We start from the raw sequence: 16,446 nt of genomic DNA, 5'->3' as shown, positions 1-16,446 counted from the left end.
AAAACAATCGGAATCAAGTCTTTTTAGCGCTTTGAGGGCGTTTGCCCGGTATTTTCGCATCTGCCTAATTCACTTGTTGCAACGCCTTTACATCGGTGCATAAACTGCTAGGTAAAGGCGATGGCAATTTGATTTATGAGGCGTAACGCCCTGAATATAAATCACAAATGGCGAGACTTGATAGTATGAATAACTTGACCAAGGCCAATCTCCCCGTTCCGGCGCCCCGCAGTTCTCAGCCGGAAATCCTTGCGGAAGAAATCATCGAGCGCTTGACCTATCGCATCGGCAAGGATGCAAAAGTCGCCAAGCCGCACGATTGGCTGACGGCGACGATCCTCGTCATTCGCGACCGCGTCATCGACAAGTGGATGGATTCGACCCGCAAGGTGTATGAGACCGGTGCCAAGCGCGTCTACTATCTATCTCTCGAATTCCTCATCGGCCGCCTGATGCGCGATGCCGTTTCGAACCTCGGCCTGATGGAGGAGATCACCAATGCGCTCTCCTCACTCGGCGTCGACATCCGCGTCATCGCCGGCCTTGAGCCTGACGCAGCGCTCGGCAATGGCGGCCTTGGCCGCCTCGCCGCCTGCTTCATGGAATCCATGGCGACGGTGGATGTGCCGGCCTATGGCTACGGCATTCGTTATGTCCACGGCCTTTTCCGCCAGCAGATGGCCGACGGCTGGCAAGTTGAACTGCCAGAAACCTGGCTTGCCCACGGTAACCCTTGGGAATTCGAGCGTCAGGAAAGCGCCTATGAAATCGGCTTCGGCGGCGCCGTCGAATTCGTCAGCGGCCATGACGACCAGCCGCGCTATGTCTGGAAGCCGGCCGAGCGCGTCATCGCCGCCGCTTTCGATACGCCCGTCGTCGGCTGGCGCGCCAAGCGGGTCAACACGCTGCGCCTTTGGTCGGCACAGCCGATCGACCCGATCCTGCTCGACGCCTTCAACGCCGGCGACMATATCGGCGCACTCCGCGAAAGCAACAAGGCGGAAAGCCTGACCCGCGTTCTTTATCCGGCCGATGCGACGCCCGCCGGCCAGGAACTGCGTCTGCGCCAGGAATTCTTCTTCTCGTCCGCCTCGCTGCAAGACATCCTGCGCCGCCATCTGCAGCAATATGACGATCTGACCAATCTCGCCGACAAGGTCGCAATCCAACTGAACGATACCCATCCGGCCGTCTCCGTCGCCGAAATGATGCGCCTTCTGGTCGATGTTCACGGCCTCGAGTTCGACGCCGCCTGGGATATCACCCGCAACACCTTCGGCTACACCAACCACACGCTTCTCCCCGAAGCGCTGGAAAGCTGGCCGGTGCCGCTGTTCGAACGGCTGCTGCCCCGCCACATGCAGATCGTCTATGCGATCAATGCCAAGATCCTGGTCGAAGCCCGCAAGGCTCGCAATTTCAGCGACGCGGAAATCCGCTCGATCTCGCTGATCGATGAAAACGGCGACCGCCGCCTGCGCATGGGCAATCTCGCCTTCGTCGGCTCGCACTCGATCAACGGCGTCTCGGCGCTCCATACCGATCTGATGAAGGTCACTGTCTTCTCCGACCTTCACAAACTCTATCCTGATCGCATCAACAACAAGACCAACGGCATCACGCCGCGTCGCTGGCTGATGCAATGCAATCCCGGCCTGACCGGTCTCATTCGCGAAACCATCGGCGACGCGTTCCTCGACGATGCGGAGAAGCTGAAGCCGCTCGACCAGTTTGCCCGCGACAGCGCCTTCCAGGAGAAGTTCGCCGCCGTTAAACGCGCCAACAAGGTGCAGCTTTCCAATCTCGTCGCCAGCCGCATGGGCATCAAGCTCGATCCCGATGCAATGTTCGACATCCAGATCAAGCGCATCCACGAATACAAGCGCCAGCTTTTGAATATCATCGAAGCCATCGCGCTCTATGACCAGATTCGCTCGCACCCGGAACTGGACTGGCAGCCGCGCGTAAAGCTCTTCGCCGGGAAGGCGGCGCCGAGCTATCACAACGCCAAGCTGATCATCAAGCTGATCAACGATGTCGCCCGCGTCATCAATCACGACCCTTCGGTGCGCGGCCTGCTGAAGGTCGTCTTCGTGCCGAACTACAACGTTTCGCTTGCCGAGGTCATGGTTCCGGCCGCCGACCTCTCCGAGCAGATTTCGACCGCCGGCATGGAAGCATCCGGCACCGGCAACATGAAGTTCGGCCTCAATGGCGCCCTCACCATCGGCACGCTGGACGGCGCCAACGTCGAAATGCGCGACAATGTCGGCGAAGACAACATTGTCATCTTCGGTCTGAAGGCCGACGAGGTCGCCAATCTGCGCAGCGACGGCCACAATCCCCGCGCCGTCATCGAACGTTCGCGCGAATTGGCGCAGGCGCTTTCGGCCATCGCGTCGGGCGTCTTCTCTCCGGACGATCGCGGCCGTTATGCCGGCCTGATCGACGGCATCTACGCCCATGACTGGTTCATGGTCGCAGCCGATTTCGATGCCTACGCCGCGGCCCAGCGCGAGGTCGATGCCCTCTGGGCCAAGCCCTCCGAGTGGTATGCGAAAACAATCAACAACACCGCTCGGATGGGCTGGTTCTCTTCCGATCGGACGATTCGTCAATACGCCAAGGAAATCTGGAGAGCCGGATGAAAAAGCCGAAAAGACCCGCTGACGGCACCGCCTTGAGGGACATTTCGGCAGACGAGATTGCTGCAATTCTCGCAGGCACACATTCCGATCCATTCGCCGTCCTCGGCGTGCATCGGACGGATGACGGGTTCATCGCCCGTTGCTTCATTCTCGGCGCAGAAGCCGTCACAGCCACCGCGCTGGACGGCTCCGTCATCGGCGAGCTGGATTGTGTCGATCCAGCCGGGTTCTTTTCCGGCAATATCACGGTCACCAAACAACAGCCGGTACGCTATCGCGCCCGGCGCGGCGATGCCGAATGGGCGGTGACTGATCCCTATAGCTTCGGCCCGGTCCTCGGTCCGATGGACGATTACTTCGTCCGCGAGGGCACGCATCTACGCCTGTTCGACAAGTTGGGCGCCCACCCCTTGAAGCACGAGGGCGTGCAGGGCTTTCACTTTGCCGTCTGGGCGCCGAATGCGCAGCGCGTTTCGGTGGTCGGCGACTTCAACGGTTGGGACGGCCGCCGGCATGTCATGCGCTTCCGCTCCGACTCCGGCATCTGGGAAATCTTCGCGCCGGACGTTCCGGCCGGCGTCGCCTACAAGTTCGAAATCCGCGGCCATGACGGCGTGCTCTTGCCACTGAAGGCCGATCCCTTCGCCCGCCGCAGCGAACTCCGGCCGAAGACCGCCTCGGTCACCGCCAACGAAATGACCCAGGTCTGGGAAGACGCGGCACACCACGAACATTGGGCCAGTGTCGACAAGCGCCGCCAGCCGATCTCGATCTACGAGGTGCATGCCGGCTCCTGGCAGCGCCGCGATGATGGCACGATGCTCTCCTGGGACGAGCTTGCCTCGCGCCTCATTCCCTATTGCGTCGACATGGGCTTCACCCATATCGAATTCCTGCCGATCACCGAACACCCCTACGATCCGTCCTGGGGCTATCAGACCACCGGCCTCTACGCGCCGACGGCCCGCTTCGGCGAACCGGAAGGCTTGGCTCGTTTCGTCAACGGCTGTCACAAGGTCGGCATCGGCGTCATCCTCGATTGGGTTCCGGCGCATTTTCCGACCGACGAACACGGCCTGGGCTGGTTCGACGGCACCGCGCTTTACGAGCACGAAGATCCGCGCAAGGGCTTTCATCCAGACTGGAACACGGCGATCTACAATTTCGGCCGCACCGAAGTTCTCGCCTTCCTGCAGAACAACGCGCTCTATTGGGCCGAGAAATTTCATCTCGACGGCGTGCGCGTCGATGCCGTCGCCTCGATGCTCTATCTCGACTATTCCCGCAAGCACGGCGAATGGATTCCGAACGAATATGGCGGCAACGAGAACCTGGAGGCGGTTCGCTTCCTGCAATCGATGAACACCAGGCTCTATGGTTCGCACCCGGGCGTGATGACCATCGCGGAGGAATCGACCTCCTGGCCGAAAGTATCGCAGCCGGTCCACGAAGGCGGCCTCGGCTTCGGCTTCAAGTGGAATATGGGCTTCATGCACGACACGCTGAGCTATCTCGCCCGCGAGCCCGTGCACCGCAGATATCACCATAACGAGCTGACGTTCGGCCTGATCTACGCCTTCTCCGAAAATTTCGTGCTGCCGCTCTCCCATGACGAAGTGGTGCACGGCAAGGGTTCGCTGATCGCCAAGATGGCGGGTGACGACTGGCAGAAATTTGCCAACCTGCGCGCCTACTACGCCTTCATGTGGGGCTATCCCGGCAAGAAGCTGTTGTTCATGGGCCAGGAATTCGCGCAATGGAGCGAGTGGAGCGAAGCCCGTGCACTGGATTGGAATCTCCTGCAATACCGCATGCATGAAGGCATGCGACGCCTCGTGCGTGATCTCAACTTCACCTATCGCAGCAAACCGGCATTGCATGCCCGGGACTGCGAAGGCGAAGGTTTCGAATGGTTGATCGTCGATGACTTCGAGAATTCGGTCTTCGCCTGGCTGCGCAAGGCGCCCGGCGAGAAGCCGGTCGCGGTCATCACCAACTTCACGCCAGTTTATCGTGAGAATTACACCTTGCGCTTGCCAGCAGAGGGGCGGTGGCGCGAGATATTGAATACCGATGCCGACATTTACGGCGGCAGCGGCAAGGGTAATGGCGGGCGTGTACAGGCCGTCAGTGCGGGCGGGGGCATACAAGCGACGATAACGCTACCTCCACTGGCGACGATCATGCTTGAGCCGGAATTCTGAGATCATCACAGACAGGGAGGAATGAAATGGTAGAAAAACGTATCCAGCCATTGGCACGCGACGCCATGGCTTACGTTCTTGCCGGTGGCCGGGGCAGCCGCCTGAAAGAGCTGACCGACCGCCGCGCCAAACCTGCCGTCTATTTCGGTGGCAAGGCTCGTATCATTGATTTCGCGCTGTCCAACGCGCTGAACTCCGGTATCCGCCGCATCGGCGTCGCCACCCAATACAAGGCGCACTCCCTCATTCGCCACCTGCAACGCGGCTGGAACTTCCTGCGCCCGGAGCGTAACGAAAGCTTCGACATTCTGCCGGCCAGCCAGCGCGTTTCCGAAACGCAATGGTACGAAGGCACGGCCGACGCCGTCTATCAGAACATCGACATCATCGAGCCCTACGGTCCGGAATACATGGTCATCCTCGCCGGCGACCATATTTACAAGATGGACTATGAATGGATGCTGCAGCAGCACGTCGATTCCGGCGCGCAGGTCACCATCGGCTGCCTCGAAGTGCCGCGCATGGAGGCTGTCGGCTTCGGCGTCATGCATGTCGACGAAAAGGACCAGATCATCGATTTCGTCGAGAAGCCGGCGGACCCGCCGGGCATTCCCGGCAATCCCGATTTCGCGCTGGCGTCGATGGGCATCTACGTCTTCCACACGAAATTCCTGATCGAGTGCCTGCGCCGCGATGCCGCCGATCCGAATTCCAGTCGCGACTTCGGTAAGGATATCATCCCTTACATCGTCAAGAACGGCAAAGCCGTGGCCCATCGCTTCACGCAATCCTGCGTGCGTTCCGATTTCGAGCGCGAAGCCTACTGGCGCGATGTCGGTACGGTCGACGCCTACTGGCAAGCCAATATCGACCTGACCGCCGTGGTGCCGGAACTCGACATCTACGACAAGTCCTGGCCGATCTGGACCTATGCCGAAATCACGCCGCCAGCCAAATTCGTCCATGACGACGAGGACCGCCGCGGTTCGGCCGTCTCCTCCGTCGTTGCTGGCGACTGCATCATTTCCGGCGCCAGCCTGTCGAACAGCCTGCTGTTTACCGGCGTGCGCGCCAACTCCTATTCCAAGCTGGAAGGGGCCGTGGTGCTGCCGAGCGTCAAGATCGGCCGCCGCGCCCAGCTAAAGAACGTCGTCATCGACCATGGCGTCACCATTCCGGAAGGCCTGGTGGTCGGCGAGKATCCGGAACTGGACGGCAAACGCTTCCGTCGCACGGAAAGCGGTATCTGCCTGATCACCCAGGCGATGATCGACAAGCTGGATATCTGACATATGAAAGTTCTTTCGGTTTCGTCCGAAGTCTTCCCTTTGATCAAGACAGGGGGCTTGGCCGATGTGGCCGGCGCCCTGCCTATCGCACTCAAGCCCTATGGCGTTGAAACGAAGACCCTGATCCCGGGCTATCCCGCGGTCATGAAGGCCATTCGCAATCCGGTGGCCTGCCTCGAATTTTCCGACCTGCTCGGCGAGAAAGCCACGGTCTTCGAAGCCGAGCACGACGGGGTTTCCCTTCTCGTGCTCGACGCCCCGGCCTACTATAATCGCAGCGGCGGCCCCTATGTCGACGCCACCGGCAAGGACTATCCCGACAACTGGCAGCGCTTCGCTGCCTTGTCGCTTGCCGGCGCGGAAATCGCCGCCGGCCTGCTGCCCAATTGGCGGCCGGATCTGGTGCATGTGCATGACTGGCAATCGGCCATGGTGCCGGTCTACATGCGTTACTATCCGACCCCGGAACTGCCGAGCGTACTCACCGTTCACAATATCGCCTTCCAGGGTCAGTTCGGCTCGGATATCTTCCCCGGTCTGCGCCTGCCTCCGCACGCCTTTTCGATGGAAGGTATCGAGTACTATGGCGATGTCGGCTTCCTGAAGGGCGGGCTTCAGACCGCCCATGCGCTCACCACGGTCAGTCCCTCCTATGCGGAGGAAATCCTGACGCCAGAATTCGGCATGGGCCTTGAAGGCGTCATTGCCAGCCGCGCCAACAGCCTGCACGGAATTGTGAACGGCATCGACGACGGTATCTGGAACCCCGAAACCGATCCGATGATTGCGCAGACCTACGGAGCCACGACGCTGAAAGACCGCGCCGCGAACCGCAAGCTCGTGATCGAGCATTTTGGTCTCGACAACGACGACGGACCGATTTTCTGCGTCGTCAGCCGCCTGACCTGGCAGAAGGGCATGGACCTGCTTGCCCGCATTTCCAGCGATATCGTCCGAATGGGCGGCAAGCTCGCAATCCTCGGGGCGGGTGACGCCGCCCTTGAAGGCGCGCTTTTTTCCGCCGCCGGTCGTCATCGCGGCCGCGTCGGTGTTTCCGCCGGCTACAATGAACCGATGTCGCATCTGATGCAGGCTGGCTGCGACGCCATCATCATCCCATCCCGCTTCGAACCCTGTGGCCTCACGCAGCTTTATGGCTTACGTTATGGCTGCCTGCCGATCGTTGCGCGTACGGGTGGCCTCAACGACACCATCATAGATGCCAACCACGCCGCACTGCAGGCAAAAGTCGCGACCGGCATTCAGTTTTCGCCCATCACTGCCGATGGGCTGCTGCAAGCCGTACGCCGCGCCATGCACCTTTTCCAGGATCGAAAGGTCTGGACGCAGATGCAAAAGCAGGGCATGAAATCCGACGTATCCTGGGGCAAGAGCGCAGAACGCTATGCAGCCCTCTACTCCAGCCTTGTCTCGAGAGGCGCTTAATCAAATGATTAAAACCATTCCCACCAAACCCTATGCGGATCAGAAGCCTGGCACATCAGGCCTCCGGAAGAAAGTTCCCGTATTTCAACAGCCGAACTACGCTGAGAACTTCATCCAGTCGATTTTCGATTCGCTTGAAGGCTACCACGGCAAGTGCCTGGTCATCGGCGGCGATGGCCGTTTCTACAATCGCGAAGTCATTCAGAAGGCCATCAAGATGGCCGCCGCCAATGGCTTCGGCAAAGTGATGGTCGGCAAGGGCGGTATTCTTTCCACGCCTGCCGCCTCGAACATCATCCGCAAATACAAGGCATTCGGCGGCATCGTGCTGTCGGCCAGCCACAATCCCGGCGGCCCGACCGAAGATTTCGGCATCAAGTACAATATCGGCAATGGCGGCCCCGCGCCGGAAAAAATCACCGACGCGATCTATGAGCGCACCAAGGTCATCGAAAACTACAAAATCGCCGATTTCGCCGACATCAATCTCGATCGCATCGGCCGCGAAGACGTCGGCGGCATGATCGTTTCGGTCATCGACCCGGTCGAAGACTATGCCGCGCTGATGGAAGAGCTGTTCGATTTCGGCGCCATCCGCAACCTTATCAGCCTCGGCTTCCGCCTCTGCTTCGACGCGATGAGCGCGGTCACCGGCCCCTATGCCAAGGAAATCTTCGAAATCCGTCTCGGCGCGCCGGGCGGTTCGGTCCGCAATTTCCTGCCGCTGCCGGATTTCGGCGGCCATCACCCCGATCCGAATCTCGTCTATTGCAAAGAACTCTATGACGAGATGATGGGCGATGATGCGCCCGATTTCGGCGCTGCATCCGATGGCGACGGCGACCGCAACCTAATTATCGGCAAGGGCATCTACGTCACCCCGTCGGACAGCCTGGCGATCCTGGCCGCCAACGCCAATCTGGCGCCGGGCTATTCGCACGGCATCGCCGGCATCGCCCGCTCCATGCCGACCAGCGGCGCTGCCGACCGAGTCGCGGAAAAGCGCGGCATCGGCATCTACGAGACGCCGACCGGTTGGAAATTCTTCGGCAATCTGCTCGATGCCGGCATGGCAACGATCTGCGGCGAGGAAAGCTCCGGCACGGGTTCCAACCACGTCCGCGAAAAGGACGGTCTCTGGGCCGTGCTGCTCTGGCTCAACATCCTCGCTGTGCGTGGCGAAAGTGTTGTCGATATCGTCACCCAGCATTGGGCGACCTACGGCCGCAACTATTATTCGCGCCATGACTACGAAGGCGTCGATACCGATGCCGCCAACGGCCTGATCGACGCCCTGCGCGAAAAGCTGCCGACCCTGCCGGGCACGAAGTTCGGCGATCTCACCGTTTCCGCCGCCGACGACTTTGCCTATCACGATCCGATCGACAAATCGGTCAGCCAGCATCAGGGCATCCGCATCCTGTTCGAAGGCGGCTCCCGCGTCGTCTTCCGCCTGTCCGGCACCGGCACGACGGGCGCCACCCTGCGCGTCTACATCGAGCGCTACGAGCCGGATTCGACCCGCCATAACATCGAGACCCAGGAAGCGCTTGCCGACCTCATCGCCGCCGCCCAGGATATCGCCGATATCAAGGGCCGTACCGGCCGTGATGCACCGACGGTGATTACCTGAGTTTTAGGTTTAAGCCCCTTCGCCCCGCAAATGCGGGGAGAAGGTGGCCAGGAGTTGCCGAACGAAGTGAAGCGGCGACTGGTCGGATGAGGGGCCTTCTCGAAATTCACCGTGAATTTGCCGAACGCACCGCCCCTCACCCGAGCCCTCTCCCCGCCCTTCGATGAACTCAGGAGCGGGGAGAGGGGACGCTAGAGCGGTCAGCGCTCTATCCTATTGTTTCTACGCAATTCCGGACGGAAAACCGCTGCGCACTTTTCCTGGAATTGCTCTAGCTGTCCAGAAAGCCCGCGAGACATGTCCGAGCCGACAACCCGCCGCCTTGGTGCAACTCTCACCGACTGGGGCGTCGAATTTATTGTCGCGTCCAAACATGCCGAGCGCATAGAACTCTGCCTGTTCGACGGCGAGGGCCAAAAGGAAATCGCACGTCTGCCGCTCTCCCGCGACGGCGATACGCATCGTCTATTTGTGAAGGACGCCAAAGAGGGCACACGCTACGGCTTTCGCGCCCACGGTTCATACGATCCGGATCAGGGCCTGTGGTTCGATCCATCGAAGCTGCTTGTCGATCCCTATGCCAAGGAAATCGACCGGCCCTTTCATTACGATCCACGCCTGGGCGCGTTCGGCGAAGACACGCAGGATCTGATGCCGAAGGCGATCGTCTCGCGCGATATAGCGGTGAAGCCCGCCAAGCCATTGTTCAAGCCGGGCGGCCTGATCTACGAGATCGCCGTCAAGCCTTTCACCATGCTGCATCCGGACGTGCCGGCAGAACAGCGCGGCACACTGGCCGCCCTCGCCCATCCTGCCGTCATCGCCCATCTCAAGCGACTGCATGTCGACGCCGTCGAGCTGATGCCGATCACCGCATGGATCGACGAACGGCACCTGCCGCCGCTCGGCCTCACCAATGGCTGGGGCTACAATCCCGTCGCTTTCATGGCGCTCGACCCTCGTTTGGCGCCCGGCGGTGTCAGAGAATTGCGCGAGACGGTGGCAGCGCTGCACGCCGAGGGCATCGCCGTCATCCTCGATCTCGTCTTCAACCACACCGGCGAAAGCGACCGCCAAGGCTCGACGCTGTCATTGCGCGGCCTCGATAATCCGATCTATCTCCGCCATGACCCGAACCAGCCCGGTGTGCTGATCAACGACACCGGCACGGGCAATACGGTGGCTTGCGATCAGCCCGCGGTACGCCAGCTCATCATCGACAGCCTGCGTCATTTCGTGCTCCACGCCGGCATCGACGGCTTCCGTTTCGACCTTGCCACCGTCCTCGGCCGCACCGCCAAGGGTTTCGATCCCGAAAGCCTGACGCTGCGGTCCCTCTTCGCCGATGACGTCCTTCAGGATCGCGTCATGATTGCCGAACCCTGGGATATCGGCCCCGGCGGCTATCAGCTCGGCAATTTTCCAGCTCCCTTTCTCGAATGGAACGATCGCGCCCGTGACGATCTGCGCTGCTTCTGGCGCGGCGATCACAACAAGATCGGCGATATCGCCACCATCCTCGCCGGCTCGTCCTCCCTTTTCGGCCGCAACGGCCGCACCCAGACCCGCAGCGTCAACTTCCTCGCCGCCCATGACGGCTTTACGCTGATGGATATCGTCTCCTACGGACACAAGCACAATGAGGCGAACGGCGAAAACAATCGCGACGGCCACAACGAAAACTTCTCCTGGAACAATGGCGTCGAGGGCAAGACGGACGATCCCACCATCCTCGGCAAACGCCGCACCGACATCGAAGCGCTGCTGTCGACGCTGTTTGCCACACGCGGCACGGTCATGCTGACTGCTGGCGACGAGGGCGGGCGCACCCAGCGCGGCAACAACAATGCCTATTGCCAGGACAACGACATTACCTGGATGGACTGGGCGACACTGGACGAAGAGCTGATTGGCCATACCGCCTGGCTTGCGAGCCTCCGCCGCCGCTTTACCGCCTTCAGCGAGATGGAGTTTTTCAACGGCAAAGGTGATGTCCTCTGGTTTTCCGCGGGAGGCACGGCAATGACGGTGCCCGATTGGGAGACGCCGGATGCCCGCCTGCTCGGAATGGCAATCGGGACGCAAGATCGCGATAGCGGCAAGAAGACCCGTCTCGCCGTGCTGCTGAACCGCGCGAACGAAGAACAACACGTCAAGCTGCCAGCCTCAGGCAAAGCTGGCTGGTCGCTGCTGAACCCGAAGGAAACGGTGACGATCCAAGACGAGATCACCGTGCCGGCGCGTTCGGTCTGCTTCCTCATCGAAAACTGAGCCCGTTGACTTTCCGGTTTTATTCGCCAGAAAGATCGCAAGAAGCAGCAAAGCCCGACGAGGATGGAATGGCCGGCGATATTTCGCTTGTTGAGATCATGAAGCTGGTCGGAACCGAGATCGGCGTTTCCGACTGGCTCACGGTCGACCAGACGATGATCGACACTTTTGCCGACGCAACGCTCGATCATCAGTTCATCCATGTCGATCCCGAGCGCGCCAAGGCCGAAACGCCCTATGGCGGCACCATCGCCCACGGTTTCCTGACGCTCTCACTGCTTTCAGCAATGAACTACAGCGGCTTGCCTAAGATCCGCGAGCAGACCATGGGCATCAATTACGGCTTCGAGCAGATCCGCTTCATGTCGCCGGTCAAATGCGGCGCACGGGTGCGCGGCCGCTTCAAGCTCGCCGAAACGCGGCTGCGTGGTGCGAGCATGCTGATGCTGACCTATGACGTGACCGTGGAAACTGAAAATGAGCGCAAGCCAGCGCTCACAGCGACATGGACGACCATTTCGCAGTTCGATCCGAAGGATCGGCCGGAAGAGGCTTAGGGATTTTTTGAATCGCGAGACATTTTTCTGAAGAACAGAATGACAAACGCGACCACCGCGCATGAAATATAAAATATGTAGAAACCTAAATCCGGATTTATATACAGAAAGCTTAGAGAAAATTCCTCAGATATAATTTGTTGTATTATACGAAAAACTATCTGCCCCAAACTAAACCACAAACCGAGACGACACATATTGTCTATGCCGATGTACTCACTTTGCATCTGAGGTTGTGAGCCTTCCGGCTGCGCCCCTATTCCGGTCCACGACTTGGAATCGACTTCAAGGCTTTCCTTGTCAGAGCCCATGAACATGACCTTTTATCGCGCAGCGCGATATGCTGATTGAAGGCGAGTGTTGCGAACCAGCCAATACAACCAGTATGCGACAAAGATTGATGGCAAACAAGATCGATTGCCACCAACTATCGGCGTCACGCACCGAGCCTATCTTATGTCAGCTTCGCGCGCGAAGTCCTGTCAAACCTAAAGGGCTGCATCCTCAGCCGCCTCGGCCAACAGACCGAAGGCGTAGTCGGAGAAGGAGCGCCAAACTTCGACGCGGAACGTCTCGTCATCGAGGCGCAGCAGCACGACTTCCGCCTTGCCGAACAGCGTGCGCGAGCAGGCTCCGACTGGGAAAGCCTGCAGCGACAAATCCTGCGGGCACCCACCGGCAAGTGTTGCTTCGGCGCCGGGGCCGGAAACGATGACCGCCGTATTGCGATGGGAGACATCTGCCGCCGAATGCAGAACACCGGCGGAAGCGGCAACGCCGACAAGCTCGGTGCCGCTCTCGTCGATGACCAGCCATTCGTCCGGTCCCAGCCACAAAGCATAGCGACCATCGGAGCGGGCCGACGTCTTCGGCCGGCGCGGCAGGCTGAGGCCGAGCGCTGAAGACAGACCATCGAGCGATTCTGCCGGTGCACGCAGCGAAATACGGCTTGCGGGCGCAGCAGGCGTCAACCGAACTGTGGCGGAGCCGCCATGACGGCCGGCGAGCGGCAGTTTACGGGTTGCGATATCAGCCATTGATCCGGCCTCCTTCCTTGTCAAAGAACACCAGATCCGTCACTTCGACGGCAATCGTCTTATCGGGCATCGGCACGTAAAGCGTCTTGCCCATGCGCTCGCGACCACCGGCAACCAATGCGAAGGCGATCGAGCGGCCAAGATTTTCCGACCAATAGGCCGAAGTGACATGACCGAACATAGTCATCGGCTTCGGCTCATTCGGATCGGCGACGATCTGAGCACCCTCCTCCAGCACCACCTTCGGATCACGAGTGACGAGACCGACGAGCTGTTTGCGGCCTTCCTTCATGAGGTCGATCCGCTTCAGGCCGCGAATGCCGACAAAGTCCGCCTTCTTCTTCGAGACGGCCCAGGAAAGGCCGGCGTCATCGGGCGTCACCGTGCCGTCCGTATCCTGGCCGACGATGATGTAGCCCTTTTCGGCGCGCAGTACGTGCATGGTCTCAGTGCCGTAAGCGCATGCGCCCAACGGCTCTGCCCGCGCCCAGATGGCTTCCAGAACCGACTGTCCGTAATCCGCTGGCACGTTGATTTCGTAGCCGACTTCACCGGTGAAGGAGACGCGGAACAGCCGTGCCGGCACGCCGCAGACCTTGCACTCGGCCACGCTCATATGCGGGAAGGCTTCGTTGGAAAGATCCTGACCTTCGACCAGCGGCTCGACGATTTCACGCGCCTTCGGCCCCTGTATGGCAATAACGGCCCATTGCTCTGTCGTGGACGTCAGCCATACCTTCAGATGCGGGAATTCCGTCTGCAGATAGTCTTCCATGTGTTGCAGCACACGCGGCGCACCGCCGGTCGTGGTGGTCACATGGAACCGGTCCTCCGCCAAACGCCCGACGACGCCGTCGTCATAAACAAAACCGTCCTCGCGGGTCATGATGCCGTAGCGGCAGCGACCGGGCTTCAGCGTGTCCCAGGCATTGGTGTAGAGCAGGTTCAGGAACTGAGCCGCATCCGGCCCGACCACTTCGATCTTGCCGAGCGTCGAGGCGTCGAACACGCCGGCCACTTCACGCGCCGTTTTGCATTCGCGATCGACGGCCTGGTGCATCGTTTCACCGGCGCGCGGGTAGAACCAGGCGCGCTTCCAGTTGCCGACATCCTCGAAAATGGCGCCATGTGCCTCTTCCCAGGCATGCATCGGCGTCTTGCGCGCGGGGTCGAACAGCGATCCGCGCGAATGGCTGATCAACGTGCCGTAGGTCACCGGCGTATAGGGCGCGCGGAAGGTGGTGAGACCGACCTGCGGGATATCCTTGCCGAGCATTTCCGCGGCAATCGCCAGGCCATGCATGTTGGAGAGCTTGCCCTGATCGGACGCCATGCCATTGGTGGTGAAGCGCTTGATGTGCTCGATCGAGTGCATGCCCTCGCGCACGGCGAGGCGGATGTCCTTTGCACAGACATCGTGCTGGAAATCGACGAAAGCCTTGGCATTGGTGTCAGGCCCGGCACCTTCTGCCGCGCCGATCATGCCGCCGGTCCATTCGAAAGCCTGTTCGGCGTGCAGCAGGATCTTGTTCCCCTCGCCACCCGCGCCCGCAGCCCGCGCCATCAATTCGCCGGCAGCAAGCGATTCCTCGATCGCCGCCTGCAGTCCGTCCGTGCCATTGCAAGCACCGACGGAAAGACAATCCTGAACATAGGTGCCGGGCAGGAAACGCTGCTTCTCGGCATCGAATTTCAGCTTGCCGCGCGACTGCGAGAACAGATGCACGGAGGGCGTCCAACCGGCAGAAACGAGCAGCGCGTCGATCGCGATCTTGCGCGAACCCCTGCTGCCACTGCGCGCCACCGTCATCGAAGCGACGCGGAGCTTGCCGGAGGTGTCGATAACGGCATAGTCGGTCAGCACCTCGATGCCGAGCTGCTTTGCTTCCGCAAGCACGGCCTCGCCCGGACGCGCACGGCTGTCGACGATCGCAGCGACGGAGACGCCGGCGCGCTTCAGGTCGAAGGCAGCCTCGTAGGCCGAGTCATGCGCCGTGTAGACGCCGATCTTGGCGCCGACGGTAACACCGTAATGATTGAGATAGGTGCGCGCCGCCGATGCCAGCATGATGCCCGGACGGTCATTGTTCGGGAACACCATATGTCGCTCGATCGCACCCGTCGCCATGATGACGCGCTTGGCGCGGACCTGCCACAGACGCTCGCGCGGCAACTTGCGGCCAGGCTTTGCGAGATGATCGGTGACACGCTCGGCAAGACCGATGAAATTGTGGTTGTAATAGCCGAAAGCCGTCGTGCGGGTCAGCACTTCCACATTGTCCATCGACTGGAGCTTGGCGACGACATCCTGGGCCCAGACATAGCCCTCGACACCATCGATCTTGACGCTGGCGTCAAAGCGCAGCGAGCCGCCCGCTTCCGCCTGTTCGTCGCAGAGGATGACCTTGGCGCCTGTCTCTGCTGCCGCAAGTGCTGCCGAAAGACCGGCAATGCCGGCGCCGACCACCAGCACGTCGCAATGGGCATAGCGGCTGGCATAATGATCCGGATCTTCCTCCGTCGGCGCCACGCCGAGACCGGCCGCGCGGCGAATGAAGGGCTCGTAAATATGCTTCCAGGCCGCCTTCGGCCACATGAAGGTCTTGTAGTAGAAGCCCGCGGCGAAGAAGGGCGACATGAGATTGTTGACGCCGCCGATATCGAAGGCGAGAGACGGCCAACGATTCTGCGACTGCACCTTCATGCCGTCGAAGACTTCCTGGACGCTGGCGCGCACGTTGGGCTGGCGGCGGGCCGAATCGCGGGAGATGTCGAGCAACGCGTTGGGCTCTTCCGCGCCGGCCGACAGGATGCCGCGCGGACGGTGATACTTGAACGAGCGGCCAACGAGATGAATGCCGTTGGCAAGCAGCGCCGAGGCGACGGTATCGCCCTCGAGCGCCGTGTAGCTTTTGCCGTCAAAGGTGAAGCGAGCGGTTCTGGCCGGCGTCAGACGGCCCTTGCCCGCAATACGGTTGGCGCCGCTCATTTCGCGAATCCCTCTTCTTGTGGTGTTTGTTCTTGTACATTTTGGTCTTGCGCCACCGGCTCAGGGGCTGCGGGCAGCAGCGTCGAAATATCGGGCTTCGGCTCGCCCGCCTTGTAACTCCGGTAAAAGCGGTCGCTCACCGTGTCGCGCGCAGCGTTGAAGAAGCGGCCGCAGCCATGGATATGCCGCCAGCGCTCGAAGATCAGACCCTTCGGATTGTCGCGCAGGAAGAAATATTCCTCGAACTCCTCATCCGAGATCCCGGCAATATTGGCCGGCCGCACAATATGCGCATCGCCGGCGTTGCGGAATTCGAGTTCCGAACGCTCTTCCTCGCAATAGGGGCAGTAAATCAGCAACATCGTTTTCTAC

The 16,446-nt window shown here is 60.6% G+C and carries 10 protein-coding genes; 7 read left to right on the top strand and 3 right to left on the bottom strand.

From position 1 onward, the window contains the following. The first annotated feature begins 185 nt into the window (after positions 1 to 185). The 7 genes from QD357_RS12315 (at position 186) to QD357_RS12285 (ending at position 12,048) form a co-directional block, all read left to right on the top strand. Positions 186 to 2,648, top strand: a complete 2,463-nt coding sequence (locus QD357_RS12315; RefSeq protein ID WP_414124384.1) for a glycogen/starch/alpha-glucan phosphorylase — start codon at positions 186 to 188, stop codon at positions 2,646 to 2,648. Next, entirely contained in the window at positions 2,645 to 4,852 is a 2,208-nt protein-coding gene (gene glgB / locus QD357_RS12310) for a 1,4-alpha-glucan branching protein GlgB (RefSeq protein ID WP_107109216.1), read from the top strand. Before QD357_RS12315 ends, glgB begins: the two co-directional genes overlap by 4 nt. A 26-nt stretch (positions 4,853 to 4,878) precedes the next feature. Beyond that, the gene (gene glgC / locus QD357_RS12305; RefSeq protein WP_414124383.1) at positions 4,879 to 6,141 is read left to right on the top strand and encodes a glucose-1-phosphate adenylyltransferase; all 1,263 of its coding nucleotides are present in this window, start codon (positions 4,879 to 4,881) and stop codon (positions 6,139 to 6,141) included. Positions 6,142 to 6,144: 3 nt separating this feature from the next. Beyond that, on the top strand, positions 6,145 to 7,587 hold the full coding sequence (glgA, locus tag QD357_RS12300; RefSeq protein WP_107109218.1) for a glycogen synthase GlgA: 1,443 nt from the start codon (positions 6,145 to 6,147) through the stop codon (positions 7,585 to 7,587). Positions 7,588 to 7,591: 4 nt separating this feature from the next. Next, positions 7,592 to 9,220, top strand: a complete 1,629-nt coding sequence (locus QD357_RS12295) for an alpha-D-glucose phosphate-specific phosphoglucomutase (protein ID WP_107109219.1) — start codon at positions 7,592 to 7,594, stop codon at positions 9,218 to 9,220. 297 nt (positions 9,221 to 9,517) lie between these two features. Then, positions 9,518 to 11,491, top strand: coding sequence for a glycogen debranching protein GlgX (gene glgX / locus QD357_RS12290; RefSeq protein ID WP_107109220.1), 1,974 nt, complete (start codon positions 9,518 to 9,520; stop codon positions 11,489 to 11,491). A 68-nt stretch (positions 11,492 to 11,559) separates the two neighbouring features. After that, positions 11,560 to 12,048, top strand: a complete 489-nt coding sequence (locus QD357_RS12285; RefSeq protein ID WP_107109221.1) for a MaoC family dehydratase — start codon at positions 11,560 to 11,562, stop codon at positions 12,046 to 12,048. A 488-nt stretch (positions 12,049 to 12,536) separates the two neighbouring features. Here the strand turns inward: QD357_RS12285 and QD357_RS12280 are convergent, their stop codons facing one another. From QD357_RS12280 to QD357_RS12270, 3 genes are read right to left on the bottom strand one after another with little or no spacing between them, the layout of a single operon-like run. Further along, positions 12,537 to 13,085: a sarcosine oxidase subunit gamma gene (locus tag QD357_RS12280; protein WP_107109223.1), complete on the bottom strand. Its 549-nt coding sequence runs from the start codon at positions 13,083 to 13,085 to the stop codon at positions 12,537 to 12,539. Next, a complete protein-coding gene (locus QD357_RS12275) occupies positions 13,078 to 16,074 on the bottom strand; it encodes a sarcosine oxidase subunit alpha (protein ID WP_107109224.1) in 2,997 nt (998 codons plus the stop codon). The genes QD357_RS12280 and QD357_RS12275 overlap by 8 nt, the downstream gene beginning before the upstream one ends. After that, positions 16,071 to 16,436 (bottom strand): sarcosine oxidase subunit delta, encoded by a 366-nt coding sequence (locus tag QD357_RS12270; RefSeq protein WP_107109225.1) that lies wholly within the window; start codon positions 16,434 to 16,436, stop codon positions 16,071 to 16,073. The genes QD357_RS12275 and QD357_RS12270 overlap by 4 nt, the downstream gene beginning before the upstream one ends. Between the last annotated feature and the right edge of the window lie 10 nt (positions 16,437 to 16,446).

Origin of the sequence: Rhizobium sp. BR 317, from assembly GCF_047445835.1 — a bacterium.
GTDB lineage: Bacteria > Pseudomonadota > Alphaproteobacteria > Rhizobiales > Rhizobiaceae > Rhizobium > Rhizobium paranaense.
The sequence above is the reverse complement of the archived record's forward strand: the minus strand, read 5'-3'. Positions and strand labels throughout refer to the sequence as shown.